The following is a 15,406-nucleotide window of genomic DNA, read 5'->3' as shown; positions in this document are numbered from 1 at the left end:
TGGTAGCGCAGTGCGGAACGCGAAACAGTATTTGCAGGTTAACGTGCAGGCCATGGGCGAGTATGTGGTGGCCGCAGCGCCTATCGTGCGCGGTACACCCATTGAAGCGCAAAGCGTGACGCTGATGCGCGGACGGCTCGATCAGCTGCCGCCACGAACAATGCTCAACCTTTCTCAGGCCCAGGATGCTATCAGCCTGCGCGACGTCGCTATCGGCCAGCCGCTTCAGCTGTCGATGGTGCGCCAGTCATGGCGAGTGAAAGCAGGACAAAAAGTGATGGTGATTGCCCAGGGCGAAGGCTTTAGTATCAACGGCGAGGGGCAGGCAATGAACAACGCCGCCGTCACGCAGAATGCGCGGGTGCGGATGCCGTCGGGCCAAATTGTGAGCGGACAGGTCGATACTGATGGGAATATTCTGATTAATCTATAAACGTTATAAAGAATATGTGTCGCTTGCCGATAGATAATTAACATTTAAGAGAGTCGGCGCCTGCGCCATACAAGAGCCTCAATGAGGAAAGAACCATGAGCATCGATCGTACATCTTCTCTGAAAGCGGTTACCAGCGTCCAGCAGCGTGAAACCCCTGAGACCAGCGCGCCAAAAGTGCGTGCGGAAAAAACAGCCACAGCGACTAGCGCCAGCGTAACGTTAAGCAACGCGCAAACTGCATTAACCCGTTCTTCTGCCGGTGACATTAATATGGCCCGCGTGGAAGAATTGAAAACCGCTATTCGTAACGGTGAATTAAAAATGGACACCGGCAAAATCGCCGACGCGCTTATTCAGGACACACAAGATTATCTGCAGAGTAAATAAGAGATGAGCGGTTTGTCAGCCATACTGGACCAAATGACCAGCATCCTGAACTCGCTGAAAGCGGTGATGGATGCTGAACAGCTGCAGCTCTCCGCAGGCAACGTCAACGGCCTGCAGCTTGCCAGCATCACTGAAGAGAAAAGCTCTCTGCTGGCAACGTTAGACTATCTGGAGAAGCAGCGTCGCGTCGAACAGGACGCCCAGCGAGAAACGCATGACGATATTGGCGACCGCTGGCAGGTGATTACCGAGACCACGCAGCAGTTGCGTCGTCTCAATCAGCACAACGGCTGGCTGCTGGAAGGACAGATCCTTCGCAACCAGCAGGCGATTGACGTGCTTAAGCCATTCCAGGAAACCGGACTTTACGGCAAGGATGGTCAGGCGGCTGGTGCCCCAGTAGCGCGCAGCGCGAAGAAATATTCAGTCTGAATTGCGGCGGGGCCACAGAATGTGCCCCGCGCAGTGCCTTTCTTTTACGCCGTCCGGCGTGCAAACTCTTTAATCTTAAAGCCCAGAATCGCCAGCGAGGCGAAATAAGCCACGATCCCGGCAACCACGACGCCAAGCAGGCGTAGCAGACGGTAAGGCATCGTTCCCTGCGACCATTCAGGCATGACGTGCATCAAGCCGAGCAGCGCCGCCGACATCACCAGCACCGAAATCACCAGACGAACTAAGAAAGCCGTCCAGCCCGGCTGAGGCGTGAAGATCTTTTGCTTGCGCAACTGCCAGTAGAGCAGCGCGGCGTTCAGACAGGCCGCCAGACCAATCGACAGCGACAGCCCCGCATGCTTCAGCGGGCCGATAAACGCAAGGTTCATCACCTGCGTCATAATCAACGTGACGATAGCAATTTTAACCGGCGTTTTGATGTCCTGACGTGAGTAAAAACCCGGAGCCAGAACTTTAACAATAATCAGCCCCATCAAGCCCACAGAATAGGCCACCAGCGCCCGCTGGGTCATCGCGGCATCAAAGGCGGTGAATTTACCGTACTGGAACAGCGCTACCGTCAGCGGCTTCGCCAGAATACCCAGCGCAACGGCACTCGGCAGCGCCAGCAGGAAGCACAGACGCAGCCCCCAGTCCATCAGGCGACAGTATTCATCATGATTGCCGCTGGCAAAGCTTTTCGACAGCGACGGCAGCAGGATAGTCCCCAGGGCAACACCCAGCACGCCGGACGGGAACTCCATCAGACGGTCGGCATAGTACATCCAGGAGACAGAACCTGACGCGAGGAAGGAGGCGAAAATGGTGTTGATGATAAGCGAAATCTGGCTCACCGAGACGCCCAAGATCGCCGGGCCCATCTGTTTCACCACGCGCACGGCACCGGCATCTTTAAAGTTGATACGCGGCAGCACCAGCATGCCGATTTTTTTCAGATGCGGCAGCTGATAAGCCAGCTGCAACACGCCGCCGACGGTCACCGCCCACGCCAGCGCCAGAACCGGCGGATGGAAGTGCGGCGCGGCAAACAGCGCGAAGCCAATCATGCTGACGTTGAGGAACGTCGGCGCAAATGCCGGTACGGAGAAGCGGTTCCAGGTATTGAGGATAGCCCCGACCAGCGAGGCCAGCGAAATCAGCAGAATATAGGGGAAAGTAATGCGCAGCAGTTGGGTCGTCAGCGCAAACTTATCCGCGGTGTCGGCAAAGCCCGGTGCGGTAATGGTAATGACCCACGGTGCCGCTAGCATCCCCAGCACGGTAACCAGCGCCAATGCCAGCGTCAGCAGTCCCGAAACGTAGGAGACAAACACGCGCGTAGCGTCTTCGCCTTGCTTGCTTTTGTATTCAGCCAGAATCGGTACGAACGCCTGCGAGAAGGCGCCTTCAGCAAAAATTCGACGCAGTAGGTTTGGCAGTTTAAAGGCCACAAAGAAGGCATCGGTTGCCATGCCGGCACCAAACACCCTCGCTACGATCGCGTCACGCGCAAATCCCAGTACGCGTGAAAACATGGTCATCGAGCTGACGGCTGCCAGCGATTTTAATAGATTCATTAACTTGTGATTCCACAACCCGGATTAAAGCGCCCGTAGGATGAGCGCTAAAAAAGTGGCGTTAGTCTACCGGGTTCAGAGTGAATTGCTACTGCCAGATGTTACAGCTGGTTGCTCTGGGAAGCCTACGGACGGCTTACTCGCGGATTGCCTCGCGCCACAGCCCCTCAACCACCCGCTGCGCCGCAATCGCCTGCTCCCCTGCGGTTTCCGGAACCGTCTGATTTTGCACGCACTGAATAAAATGATGCGCACAGCCGGTAAACCCACGCTGCTCAAGGGTCGTCTGCCAGCCCGGAATAGGCCGGGTCACGATGCCAGAACCGCGCTCTTCTCGCCATTCACGCATGTCCGTCACCTCAAACAATCCACCGTCGGCCACCGCTTGCACCCATTCACGCTGACTGCCCGCACGACGGTGCATACTGGTGGTAATTTGCAGTCCCGGCTGGCTGAAATGGTGTTCGGCGTAAAACATATGCCCTTCGTCGGTGGTTTGCAGAACACCATCGCGAAGCGTCGCTTTGCCGTCCGCCAGCCACAGCGCGGTATCGACCACGTGCAGATAATCATCAAGCAACGTGAAGCGCAGATCGTGCGGGCCAATGCTGTCGGCACGATGTTTATCCATGCGCAGCGACGACATCTCCCCGGCGCGCTTTTTCAGCTCGCGGTAAAGCGGCGAGAAGCGACGGTTGAAACCCACCATCAGCGTCAGATTCTTGCGCGCCGCCAGCGCCACCAGCCGCTCCGCATCGTCGAGCTTATCGGCAAGCGGTTTATCTACGCAGACATGAACGCCGGCGTTTAGCAGTTCGCTCACTACCGCGTAGTGTGAGGCCGTCGAGCTGTGCACAAAGACCGCGTCGCACTGCGCCGCTAGCGCGGTCAACGAGTCAGCGTAGGGCAGACGATAGGTTTCGCATACTTTCAACGCTTTCTCTTTGCCCGGCGACCAGGCGGCCTGGAGTGTCCAGTCCGTTGCGGCGCTTAATACCGGTAGCCAGGCTTTCTGGGCAATACCGCCAAGCCCAACGACACCAATGCGAATCTTCGCCATAACGCTTACTCCCCGAGGTGCGCCAGCAGTGAATCCAGGCGCTGTTTAATTTCGGCAACCTCACCTTCAAGCATCTCGACGCGAGCCAGCAGGCTCTCATCTGCCACCGGCGCATCGCTTTGCGCCGCTATCGCCTGAAGATCAATTTCCCCGCTGAACAGATGCATATAACGGCTTTCGCGTTTGCCCGGCTCACGCGGTAACCGCACCACAAAAGGGCCATCTTCACGACTTGCCAGGCGTTCCAGGGTATTTTCGACTTCCGCCATATCGGCAAACTCATGCATACGCTGCGCACGGCCACGCAGCTCACCCGGCGTTTGGGCGCCGCGCAGCAGCAGCGCCGTCACCAGCGCCACTTCCGCCGTCGACAGCTTCAGGTCGCCAAACTCCGAGTTGCAAAAGCGCTGCTCATACTTGGTCACGCGGTTACCAAAACCACTCACCGTACGCAAATAGTGGCGCTTTACCAGCGTATCCAGCTGATCCTGCACTTCCGCTTCACTGAGTGTCATCACCGGTTCACGGTTGGTTTTCTGATTACAGGCCGTCACGACGCCGTTGATAGAGAGCGGATACTGCTCCGGAGTGGTGACCTGCTTTTCCAGCAAGCAGCCAATCACGCGGGCTTCCAGCGGGCTTAGTTGATATTTCATTCGGGTCTCCTTATCGACCTGCAGTCCATTGAGGGGTGGTCAACGCGGTCAGAACGTGATCGCGCCATTCGCCGTCAATCAGTAGGTAGTCCTTCGCGTAGCCTTCTTTTTCAAACCCCAGTCGCGCCAGCAAATCGCCGCTGCGTTTATTGTGCGGCATGTAGTTGGCCATAATACGGTGAATGTGCTGGGTACGCTGCATATAGCGAATAGCGCTGGTCAGCGCTTCATACATCATCCCCTGCCCCTGCCACTTCTGGCCGATGGAATAACCGAGGTAGCAGGCGTGGAACGAACCGCGCACCACGTTAGAAAAGTTCGCCACGCCGATAATCTCTTTTTCTTCCGGGTCAAGGAGCGCGAAATAGAAAGCGGTTCCCTGCTTATGAAACTCATTGATCATCGACAGCCGCGCCTGCCAGCCGGACGGATAGCAATGGCTGTCATCCCGAATAGGTTCCCAGGGTTTTAAAAACTGCCGATTCTCGGCGTAATAATCCGCCAGACGCCAGGCGTCCCGGTCGTGAATCAGACGCACAACCAGCCGGTCTGTGGTCAACCGAACTTTCGGCACATTACTGCGATAGCCAAACATCTCACTACTCCTGTACCCAAGGCAGCCCATGAAAACAATACTCTGTCATGATGCATTGTGATCAAAAAGGACTATCGCTGGCAATACAAGAAAAAGTGAAGCCAGTCAGCAAATTGTGCAACCCGTTGCGTATCTGCGCGCCTGACCCATCACCTGCAATACGCAGAAGATCGGCCGGGATTATATAAACGATAGGTATTCTCATATCTTTATCTCTAAAATAAATATACGTAGACATGGCCAATGACAATATTAACGTTGTTTGTTAGATAATTTATTAATAACTATTTCATAGAAAACAAAACCGACACACTTTCATACAAAGCTTTTTAAGCAATTCGTGTGATGGCTTCATTTATGTCAAACAGTAACGGATTGCCTTGTGTATTATCGACAACTTCAAACGGCATCAAATATTCAGCAAAAATATGAATACATCATCTCAGGAGATGTTGCTTTATCGCAACACGCCCGTTGCCACCCTATGGCATTTAACGGGGTTAGTATTACGCGACTTTTTTCACGCCGAAAATAGCGATTCCATGCGTTCAAGCCTGGGTGAAATTAGTCATTTTTTTGATAAAAAACAACAATATGACATTGAATCTATCGACTGGTTGATGGTCGAGTACGAGTTCAATCGTTTATTTGTCGGCCCGGCTAAATTACAAGCAGCGCCGTATTCTTCAGTATATAACGATCCCGATTCCATATTAATGGGGAAAGGCGCTCAGCAGGTTAAAGAGGTCTTAAATGCGCTTGGCCTTAATATTGAAAATGAGAATCAAATCCCCGAGGATCATATTTCTTACGAAATAGAACTATGTTTATTACTAGTCGATAATGCGCAACAAAATGATAACCAAAAACTGCTTCATCGATTTGTGACGGACCACGTCAATTTATGGCTGCCGCTGTTTCTCGAAAAGATAATCAGCAACGCCAAAACACAGCCTATTCAGCTGGTAGCCACCCTGCTTTCCGATTGGTTTAGTGAATTAAAAACGAGAGTGTGATTATGAGTAATGATGCAGGACATCTGAACAGACGTTCCTTCTTAAAAGGGCTAGCCACGCTGGGCGCGGTGACCACCTTACCCGGTGGATTACTGACCTCCCGCTGCGCGCAGGCGCAGCCGCCGATCCCGTTTAAGCCGGAAACCTACAAAATTTTCCGTAACGCCTGCCCACGTAACTGCTACGACACCTGTAGTCTGAAAACCTGGGTCAAAGACGGCGTAATCACCTACGTTGAAGGGGCAAAAGAGTCCACCTACACCCACGGCCAGCCGTGCGTGAAAGGGCTGACCTACCCGCGTCGCGTCTATAGCCCAGACCGCATTAAGTATCCGATGGTGCAGGACGTGCGCGGTAGCGGCAACTGGCGTCGCATCTCCTGGGAAGAGGCGATGAACCGCATCGCCACCAAGATGCTGGAGATCAAGAAAAAAGACGGTTCAATGCTCGGCCTGGCGTTGACCAAATATTCCGGTAAGTTCGGCGTACTGAACTATGCGGTAGAGGGGATGATGTCCTCTCTCGGCTACACCACCCGTTTCGCGGGTACGCCATGCTGGCCTGCAGGTATCGATGCCCAAAACTACGACATGGGCGATATGTGGTGTAACGACCCGGAAGATATGGTGAAAGCGAAGTACATCATCGTCTGGGGCGCTAACCCGGCATGGTGTTCCATGCACTCCATGAAGTACATCTACGAAGCACGTGAGAAAGGCGCGAAAGTCGTGGTTATCGACCCACTGCTGTCGCAGACCGCCGCGAAAGCCGACCTTTACCTACGCGTACGTCCGGGCTCCGACGGCGCGCTGGCGCTGGGTATGGCGCGTCATCTGGTCGACAAAGGGCTGGTTAACCAGGACTTCGTTAACCATTACGCTCACGGCTACCCGGAATTCGAGCAGTACCTGCGTAGCAATGTGACCGTTGAGTGGGCCTCCGAAATTTGCGGTCTGGATGCCGATATCATCCGTACGCTCGCTGAAGAGTTCACCGCGGTCAACCCGGCCACCGTCTGGATCGGCTACGGCATGCAACGTCACGTCAACGGCGGCGCTAACGTTCGCGCCATCGACGCCTTCGTCGCGATGACCGGCAACATCGGCGTGGAAGGTGGCGGCGCGCGTTACGGTCAGTTGCGCACCTGGGGCTACAACTACAACGCGATGATGCAGAAGCCGCCAGAAGGCTCTATCGGCATCGCTGGTTCTGCGGGCACCACCAGCGAATTCGGCGCCAGCGCCGACAGCGCGGCGGTAAAGTATTCCGACCGTTCACTGAACATCAACAAAACTGCCGAAGGCATTCTGGACGCCAACGAACCGCCGGTGCGCATGCTGTGGGTCGCCTGTAAGAACCCGTTCTCCCAGGATTTCGACCGCAACAAGATGGAAAAAGCGTTCGCCAAGCTGGAGATGGTGGTCTGCGCCGATCAATTCTTCAACGAAACCGTTCAGCACGCCGATATCGTTCTGCCGGTGACGACGGCATTTGAAGAGTGGAACGTCGACGCCTCTTACTGGCACTACTGGCTCTCCATCAACCAGCCAGCGATCAAACCGATGTACGAAGCCAAGTGCGATCTGGAAATCGCCACCCTGCTGTCGCGCACCATCAATAAGATGCAGCCAGGTTCTTGTACCTTCCCGCAGGAGTTCGACCATAAGCGTTGGCTGGACCTCGAGTTCAACGAAGGCATGGCAAAAATGTTCGGCATCAAGTCCTGGGACGATCTGCTGGACGGGCCGAAAAAAGCCATCATGCCAAGCACCGCGGCCTGGTACGACCGTAAGTTCCTGACGCCGTCAGGCAAGTATGAATTTAAGTCTGAACTGGCGGAGAAAAACGGTCACACCGCCCTGCCGGAATATCTCCCGGAAGCACAGAGCACGCTGCCGTTCCATCTGTTCACCCCGCACGTTCAGTTTGGTCTGCACTCGCAGTTCATCAACCTGGACTGGATGCAAGTGTTCTATCCGGAACCGTTTGTCTATATGCACCCGGATTCTGCGGCGAAAAAAGGCATTAGCGAGAACGATCTGGTCAAGGTGTTTAACACCGTGGGCGAGGTTGAACTGCGCGCCAAAATCACCACCAACGTACCGGAAGATTTCCTGGTGATGTATGAAGCCTGGTTCCCGAAACGTAAGTACAACGTTCAGAACGTCGTTGCCGATACCCCGGCCGATATGGGGCTGATGAAAACCGGTGCACCAGGTGCCGCCATCCACAGCCAGTTTGCTGACATCATGTTGATCGGTAAAGGAGAGTCTGCCGTATGAGACGCGCATTTCTAGTTAACAGTGACAAATGTATTGGCTGCCGCGGCTGCGCGATGGCCTGTAAAAGTTTTAATCACCTGGAGCCAGATAACTTCTGGCGCTATGTCTACCCGCTGGATAAAGAAATTTTCCCGCACGAAGAACGTGCGTTCTATTCGCTGGCCTGTAACCACTGTGAAAACCCAGCCTGCGTAGCCGCCTGTCCGGTAGGTGCCTACGAGCGTCGTGAAGACGGCATCGTGGTGCATCACCAGGAGCTGTGCATCGGCTGTAAGAACTGTATTCGTAGCTGCCCTTACGGCGCGCCGCGCTTCAACGAAGAGCTGAAAAAGAGCGAAAAATGCAGCATGTGCTACGAACGTCAGGATATTGGCATGAATCCAGCATGTGTGGACGCCTGCCCGGTCGGCGCGCTGACCATTATCGACCTGGAGAGCGATGACCTGCCGACCAACGCGGTGCAATATCCGCCGGGCTTCCCGAAGATGCCGAAGCTGAACCCAGGGACGCGTTTTATTCTGGCGCATGAGCCAAAGCAGCCGGGAGACAAGTAATGGAAAAGTATGAATTACCGTTAGTCATCTTCACTCTGTTAAGCCAGACCTCCGTTGGGATGTCGCTGGTTCTGACCTGGCGCACCTTTAAAGGGGAAGTTGAGGGTAACCGCATCAACTGGCTGATTACCGGGCTGATTCTCGGCGTCGCCTCCATCGCGGCGGTGCTGCACCTCGCACACCCAATGTACGCCTATAACGCGCTGCGCAACCTGCAGCATGCGTGGCTGAGCCGCGAGATCCTCGGCGCAACCCTGTACGGCGCAGCGATTGGTGTCACCTTCCTGGCTAAAGGCCATAAAGTACCCGCGCTGATAGCATCCATTCTCGGCGTGCTGCTGGTGGCGGTTCAGGGAATGACCTACGCCGCGCCGGCGATGATGGCTATCGCCAACGGCGTAACCATGCTGTTCTTCTTCCTCACCGTCTGGGTGATGGGCTGTGCAGCCATTCCGCTGCTGAAGATGAACGCGCTGGTCCCGTCGCTGCGTCAGGGGATCCTGATGTTCATCATCGCTATGGTCGTCGCACCGCTGGTATGGACCAGCGGCGGTACCATCATGCAGATGACTGCGCAAACCTGGTTCACCTCGCCGCTGTATCTGGCAAGCCTGGCGTGCTTTGTCGTCGCCTTCGTGCTTACGCATAAGAAGCCGCAGATGCTCAAATCTACAGTGGCCCTCATGCTGGTGGCAGTGTTCCTAAGTCGCCTGACTTTCTTCGGCGATACCATCAGCGCCATCGTCAATATTGGTCATCTGTACTAATTACTGGCATCGCCCGGTAACGCTTTGTTTGCCGGGCCTCAGTCTCTTATCTGCTGCCCCCGGGAAGGCGAAAAAATGCATGAGCTAACGCTGGCGCTCAATATCGTGCAGATCCTCGAAGAGAAGGCGATAGAACACCACTTTAACCAGGTGAAGCAGGTGTGGTTGGAAATGGACGCACTGAGCTGCGTCGAAGAGAGCGCCCTGCTGTTTGGTCTGCACTCTGCCGCGCGTCATTCGCTGGCCGAGGGGGCTGAATTTCATATCGACCTGAAGCCAGCTAACGGCTGGTGTCACCAGTGCGGCGACGGTTTTACCACCCACCAGCACACCACTACCTGCCCGGCTTGCGGCTCGCCCGAGATCCATTGCGAGCGTAGCGATGCCCTGCGCATCCGCGAGCTGGAAGTGGAATAACAATTTAAATCACTGTTTTATTTTGGGAAATACGTCATGTCTGACTCGTTCTTTAGTGAAGGAATTAGCCGCCGCAGCTTTATTACGCTGTGCAGTGCGCTGGCCGCGTCCATGGGATTAAGCGGCAAAGCCTCTGCGCAAATCGCCGAGGCGATGACGTCACCTTCGCGCCCGCCGGTCATCTGGATCGGCGCTCAGGAGTGTACCGGCTGCACGGAATCACTGCTGCGCGCCACCCACCCGACGGTGGAAAACCTGGTGCTTGACGTCATCTCGCTGGAGTACCACGAAGTGCTCTCTTCCGCCTTCGGCATGCAGGCGGAAGAAAATAAGCGCAACGCCATTGAGCGTTACAAAGGCCAGTACGTGCTGGTCGTCGACGGCTCAATTCCGCTGAAAGACGGCGGCATCTACTGCATGGTGGCCGGTAAGCCGATTGCCGAGCACATTCGCGAAGTGGCGGCCCACGCCAGCCACGTCATCGCTATCGGCTCCTGCGCGGCCTGGGGGGGCGTGCCGGCATCCGGCGTTAACCCAACCGGCGCCGTTTCGTTGCAGGAAGTGATCCCGCATATTCCGGTGATCAATATTCCCGGCTGCCCACCCAACCCACATAACTTCCTCGCTACCGTGGCGCACCTGATTACCTTTAACCGCGCGCCAAAGCTGGATGACAAAAACCGTCCAAACTTTGCCTATGGCCGGTTGATCCATGAAAACTGCGAGCGCCGTCCACACTTTGACGCGGGGCGTTTTGCCAAAGCGTTTGGCGACGAGGGGCACCGCCAGGGTTGGTGCCTGTATCACCTCGGCTGTAAAGGCCCGGAAACCTACGGTAACTGTTCAACGCTGGAGTTTTGCGACGTCGGCGGCGGCATCTGGCCGGTGGGTATCGGCCATCCGTGCTACGGCTGTAACGAGAAAAACATCGGCTTTGCCAAAAGTATCTCGCAGCTCGCTAACGTCAGCCAGCCAACGCCGCACGCTCAGGTGCCGGACGTAAATACGCGCGAAGGGGGTAACATCTCCCTCACCGCCGTTGGCCTGCTGGGCGCCGTCGCGGGCGCGGTAGGCGGTGTCAGCGTGATGGCGGTCAAACAGCTGGGGCAAAGCGATAAAGAGAGCGACAAGGGGGAGCGGTCTTGAACAGACGCCATTTCTTTAAGGTCGCTTCCGGCGGGCTGCTGCTGGCGGGCGTCGCCCCAACGGTACGCGCAGACAGTCTGCCGCCAACCGCCCCGCCCAATGCGCTGGGCATGCTGTTCGACTCGACGCTGTGCGTCGGCTGCCAGTCCTGCGTCACCAAATGCCAGCAGATTAACAATCCAGGGCAGGCCGACTATCGTCCACAGGCCAATATCGAGGGTAACGATACCTCATCGGTCAACGCCAAGCTGAGCGCCCGGACCAATAACATTATCCAGATCTGGCGAAGCGGCGCAGGCGAGCATAAAAACCAGCTTCAGGACGGCTACGCGTTTATCAAAAAGCAGTGTATGCACTGCCTTGAGCCGAACTGCGTCGCCGCCTGCCCGGTTTCCGCGCTGCAAAAAAACGCCACGACCGGCATCGTCGAGTATAACCCCGACGCCTGCACCGGTTGCCGCTACTGCATGGTCGCCTGCCCGTTCAACGTGCCGAAATATGACTACAGCGACCCGTTCGGCGCCATTCACAAATGCGAGTTGTGCAACCAGAAGGGCGTGTCCCGTCTCGACAACGGCCAACTGCCCGGCTGCACCGAAGTGTGCCCAACCGGCGCGGTGATTTTCGGCACCCGCGAAGCCCTGCTGAAAGAGGCGAAAGCGCGCGTGGCGTTAGCGCCCGGCACGCTGTACGACTACCCGCGCCAACGCGTCGGCAGCAAGGACACCTACAGCCAACCGGCGGCGCAGTATCAGTCATCGGTGTATGGCGAAATTGAAGGCGGCGGTACCCAGGTACTGGTTCTGTCGGCGATTCCATGCAGCGAATTTGGTTTACCTGCACTGTCAGCGGAGTCGACCGGTATGCGCACCGAAAAGGTTCAGGGCACGCTGTACAAAGGCATGATGCTGCCCGCGGCGGCGCTAGCGGGTATTACCTGGCTGGTACACCGCAACGGCAAACAACATGAGGAGAACGATCATGAGTGATCATAGCCACGTGCTGCGCCCGCTCGGCGGGAAGCTGTTCACCCGCGCGGTGTATATCTTTGCGCCGTTTGCGGTTATCTGCGCCCTGCTGATCGTCAAACGTCTGGTGATGGGCATCGGCAACGTCACCGCGCTGAACGGCGGCTATCCATGGGGTATCTGGATCTCCTTCGATCTGCTGATCGGCACCGGTTTCGCCTGCGGCGGCTGGGCGCTGGCGTGGGCGGTGTACGTCTTTAACCGCGGCGAGTACCACGATTTAGTGCGCCCCGCCCTGCTCGCCAGCCTGTTCGGCTACGGGCTCGGCGGCCTGTCGATCGCCATCGATCTGGGCCGCTACTGGAATATGCCGCACTTCTTTATGCCCGGCTATTTCAACCCGCATTCGGTGCTGTTTGAAACCGCGGTCTGTATGACCATTTATATCGGCATCATGACCCTGGAGCTGCTTCCCGCGCTGCTGGAGCGTCTTGGCTGGCACGTACCGCTGCGCAAACTCAACAAGGTGATGTTTTTTATCATCAGCATCGGCGCACTGCTGCCGTGTATGCACCAGTCGTCAATGGGTTCGCTGATGATGGTAGCCGGCTACAAGATCTACCCGCTGTGGCAAAGCTACGAGTTCTTGCCGCTGTTCTCAGTGCTGACCGCGTTTCTGATGGGCTTTTCGATCGTCATTTTCGAAGGTTCGCTGCTAAAAGCCAGCTGCACGCTCAACCTTGATGAGACGCCGTTGTTCAGCAAACTCAGCAAGGTGGTTAAAGCGCTGCTGTGGCTGTTTGTGGTGCTGCGCCTCGGCGAGATTATCTGGCGCGGCAAAGTTGGGCTGGTGCTGGCGGGTAACGCCTATTCCTGGCTGTTTATCGTCGAAATCACGCTGTTTATTCTCCCGCTGATCGTCCTTCACTCGTCCACCTTGCGCCAGAGCCCGCGTGGGCTGTTTCTGTGCGCGCTGTCGGTCCTGCTGGGCGCGGCGCTGTGGCGTATCGACTATTCGTTGATCGCCTTTAATCCCGGCAACGGCTACCACTATTTCCCGACGGCCAGCGAACTGCTGATTTCCATCGGTTTTGTGGCGATTGAAATCGTCGCCTACGTCTTAATTATTCGTCTGCTGCCGATTCTTCCGGCCAAAGCGGCAAAATCTGAGGTAAAACCATGAGTCAACGTATCACGATTGACCCCATCACCCGTATCGAAGGCCACCTGCGCATTGACTGTGAAATTGCCGACGGCAAAGTCGTAAAAGCCTGGTCATCCGGCACCATGTGGCGTGGAATGGAAGAGATTGTTAAGGGCCAGGATCCGCGCGATGCGTGGATCATCGTGCAACGAATCTGCGGGGTGTGCACCACCATTCACGCCATCGCCTCAGTGCGTGCGGTGGAAAATGCGCTGCAGATGGAGATCCCGGTTAACGCCCAGTACATCCGCAACCTGATCCTCTCCGCACACCAGATCCACGACCATATCGTGCATTTCTATCAGCTGTCGGTGCTGGACTGGGTAGATATTACCGCCGCGCTGAAGGCCGACCCGGCGAAAGCGGAAGGCATGCTGAAAGGCGTGTCAAACTGGCCGCTGAACAGCGCTGCCGAATTCGCCAAAGTGCAGCAGAAAATACAGACGCTGGTCAACAGCGGTCAACTAGGCATTTTCGCCAACGGCTACCAGGGCCACCCGGAGATGAAACTGTCGCCGGAGGTGAACCTGATTGCGGTAGCTCACTACCTGCAGGCACTGGAGTGCCAGCGAGACGCCAACCGCATCGTGGCGATTCTCGGCGGCAAAACGCCGCATATCCAGAACCTGGCGGTCGGCGGCGTGGCAAACCCGATCAACACCGATGCGCCCGGTGTCCTCAACCTCGAGCGTCTGATGTACGTGAAGTCGTTTATCGACAAGCTGGGCGATTTTATTGAGCAGGTCTACAAAGTGGACGCGGCGATTTTTGCCGCCAGCTATCCGGACTGGATGCAGCTTGGCAAAGCGGCTGACTACTATCTCGCCGTACCGGACATGCCGGTTGATCGCAAAGGCGCGACCTTCCGCATTCCTGGTGGCTATATGCAGGGCGTCGATTTCAGCACCTTCCGCCCGATTACCTCGCACAACGACGCGTATCTGATCAACGGTATTGAAGAGAGCGGCAAACACGCCTGGTATAAAGACAACGACCCGCAGGCGCCGTGGCAGGGGACGACTATCCCGCAGTACACCGGTTGGCAGGAAGACGGCAAGTATTCATGGGTGAAATCCCCCACCTTCTACGGCAAAACCGTCGAAGTCGGCCCGCTGGCATGGCTACTGTGCGGCGTAGCAGCAAAACACGAAGGAACGGTGGCCCACTATGAAAGCATCCGCGCCCAATACCAGACGCTGACCGGCAAGACGTTAGCTACCGAACAGCTACAGTCAACCTGGGGGCGCATTCTGGGCCGCGCAGTGCGCACGGCGGTGCTGCACGATGAACTGCAAGCGCAGTATCAGCTGCTGGTAGCCAATATAGCTAAAGGCGACACCGAAACCTTTATCAAGCCGGAATTCCCGCAGGGCGAGATTCGCGGTGTCGGCTTTGAAGAGGCGTCGCGCGGTATGCTGTCGCACTGGATTGTGATTAAAGACGGCAAAATCGCCAACTATCAGGCGGTGGTGCCATCCACCTGGAACGCGGGCCCGCGTAACTTCAACGACGAGCCAGGGCCGTATGAACGCGCGCTGATCGGCACACCGGTGGTCGATGCCGAAAAACCGCTGGAAGTGGTACGCACCGTTCACTCTTTCGACCCGTGCATGTCCTGCGCCGTCCATATGGTCGACCTGCGCGGCAAGACGCTGAGTAAGGTGAAAATTCTCTGATGAACACCCTGTTACTGGGGGTAGGTAACCTCCTGCTCAGCGACGAAGGTGTCGGCGTCAGAGCCATTGAAGCGCTGGAACAGCGATTCATCTTCCCTCCAGAGGTGACGCTACAGGACGGCGGTACCTCCGGGATGGAACTGCTGGAAGTGATGGCCAATCGGGAGCTGATTATCGTCGTCGATGCGGTGAGAAGCGATAGCGCGCCGGGCAGCCTGTTCATCCTCAAAG

17 protein-coding genes are annotated in these 15,406 nt (G+C 56.3%); 13 read left to right on the top strand and 4 right to left on the bottom strand.

All coding sequences use genetic code 11. The features are described 5' to 3' along the window. The 3 genes from flgA to flgN all read left to right on the top strand — a co-directional run. Window positions 1-433, top strand: a 433-nt coding sequence (flgA, locus tag GKAS_RS19040; RefSeq protein ID WP_035896485.1) for a flagellar basal body P-ring formation chaperone FlgA, incomplete at its 5' end; no start/stop codon positions are given. A 95-nt stretch (window positions 434-528) separates the two neighbouring features. Beyond that, a complete protein-coding gene (gene flgM / locus GKAS_RS19035; RefSeq protein ID WP_035896484.1) occupies window positions 529-822 on the top strand; it encodes a flagellar biosynthesis anti-sigma factor FlgM in 294 nt (97 codons plus the stop codon). A 3-nt stretch (window positions 823-825) separates the two neighbouring features. Then, on the top strand, window positions 826-1,254 hold the full coding sequence (gene flgN, locus GKAS_RS19030; protein WP_035896483.1) for a flagella biosynthesis chaperone FlgN: 429 nt from the start codon (window positions 826-828) through the stop codon (window positions 1,252-1,254). 44 nt (window positions 1,255-1,298) lie between these two features. Here the strand turns inward: flgN and murJ are convergent, their stop codons facing one another. From murJ to rimJ, 4 genes are all read right to left on the bottom strand, one after another. After that, window positions 1,299-2,834, bottom strand: a complete 1,536-nt coding sequence (gene murJ / locus GKAS_RS19025) for a murein biosynthesis integral membrane protein MurJ (protein WP_035896482.1) — start codon at window positions 2,832-2,834, stop codon at window positions 1,299-1,301. Between the two features lie 136 nt (window positions 2,835-2,970). Further along, entirely contained in the window at window positions 2,971-3,885 is a 915-nt protein-coding gene (locus GKAS_RS19020; protein ID WP_167540426.1) for a Gfo/Idh/MocA family protein, read from the bottom strand. Between the two features lie 14 nt (window positions 3,886-3,899). Beyond that, a complete protein-coding gene (locus tag GKAS_RS19015) occupies window positions 3,900-4,550 on the bottom strand; it encodes a YceH family protein (RefSeq protein WP_035896480.1) in 651 nt (216 codons plus the stop codon). Window positions 4,551-4,560: 10 nt separating this feature from the next. Next, window positions 4,561-5,145 carry a ribosomal protein S5-alanine N-acetyltransferase gene (rimJ, locus tag GKAS_RS19010; RefSeq protein WP_035896479.1) on the bottom strand — a complete coding sequence of 195 codons (585 nt, stop codon included), beginning with the start codon at window positions 5,143-5,145 and terminating at the stop codon, window positions 4,561-4,563. Between the two features lie 428 nt (window positions 5,146-5,573). Here rimJ and GKAS_RS19005 point away from each other — a divergent pair, with 428 nt between their 5' ends. The 10 genes from GKAS_RS19005 to GKAS_RS18960 form a co-directional block, all read left to right on the top strand. After that, window positions 5,574-6,161 (top strand): TorD/DmsD family molecular chaperone, encoded by a 588-nt coding sequence (locus GKAS_RS19005; protein WP_147281555.1) that lies wholly within the window; start codon window positions 5,574-5,576, stop codon window positions 6,159-6,161. Between the two features lie 2 nt (window positions 6,162-6,163). Beyond that, entirely contained in the window at window positions 6,164-8,443 is a 2,280-nt protein-coding gene (locus GKAS_RS19000) for a molybdopterin-dependent oxidoreductase (RefSeq protein WP_035896477.1), read from the top strand. After that, a complete protein-coding gene (locus GKAS_RS18995; RefSeq protein WP_035896476.1) occupies window positions 8,440-8,997 on the top strand; it encodes a 4Fe-4S dicluster domain-containing protein in 558 nt (185 codons plus the stop codon). The genes GKAS_RS19000 and GKAS_RS18995 overlap by 4 nt, the downstream gene beginning before the upstream one ends. Next, on the top strand, window positions 8,997-9,764 hold the full coding sequence (locus tag GKAS_RS18990; protein WP_035896475.1) for a dimethyl sulfoxide reductase anchor subunit family protein: 768 nt from the start codon (window positions 8,997-8,999) through the stop codon (window positions 9,762-9,764). The genes GKAS_RS18995 and GKAS_RS18990 overlap by 1 nt, the downstream gene beginning before the upstream one ends. Before the next feature lie 75 nt (window positions 9,765-9,839). After that, window positions 9,840-10,181 carry a hydrogenase maturation nickel metallochaperone HypA gene (gene hypA / locus GKAS_RS18985; protein WP_035896474.1) on the top strand — a complete coding sequence of 114 codons (342 nt, stop codon included), beginning with the start codon at window positions 9,840-9,842 and terminating at the stop codon, window positions 10,179-10,181. Window positions 10,182-10,217: 36 nt separating this feature from the next. Continuing rightward, window positions 10,218-11,327 carry a hydrogenase 2 small subunit gene (gene hybO / locus GKAS_RS18980; protein ID WP_035896473.1) on the top strand — a complete coding sequence of 370 codons (1,110 nt, stop codon included), beginning with the start codon at window positions 10,218-10,220 and terminating at the stop codon, window positions 11,325-11,327. Beyond that, window positions 11,324-12,316, top strand: coding sequence for a hydrogenase 2 operon protein HybA (gene hybA, locus GKAS_RS18975; RefSeq protein WP_035896472.1), 993 nt, complete (start codon window positions 11,324-11,326; stop codon window positions 12,314-12,316). Before hybO ends, hybA begins: the two co-directional genes overlap by 4 nt. Beyond that, window positions 12,309-13,478, top strand: a complete 1,170-nt coding sequence (gene hybB / locus GKAS_RS18970; protein WP_035896471.1) for a Ni/Fe-hydrogenase cytochrome b subunit — start codon at window positions 12,309-12,311, stop codon at window positions 13,476-13,478. The genes hybA and hybB overlap by 8 nt, the downstream gene beginning before the upstream one ends. Next, a complete protein-coding gene (hybC, locus tag GKAS_RS18965; RefSeq protein WP_035896470.1) occupies window positions 13,475-15,175 on the top strand; it encodes a hydrogenase 2 large subunit in 1,701 nt (566 codons plus the stop codon). Before hybB ends, hybC begins: the two co-directional genes overlap by 4 nt. Continuing rightward, the coding region (locus GKAS_RS18960; protein WP_035896469.1) for a hydrogenase maturation protease at window positions 15,175-15,406 on the top strand (232 nt) is incomplete at its 3' end. The genes hybC and GKAS_RS18960, both read left to right, overlap by 1 nt.

The sequence above is a fragment of the Kluyvera ascorbata ATCC 33433 genome (assembly GCF_000735365.1).
GTDB classification, from domain to species: Bacteria; Pseudomonadota; Gammaproteobacteria; order Enterobacterales; family Enterobacteriaceae; genus Kluyvera; species Kluyvera ascorbata.
The sequence above is the reverse complement of the archived record's forward strand: the minus strand, read 5'-3'. Positions and strand labels throughout refer to the sequence as shown.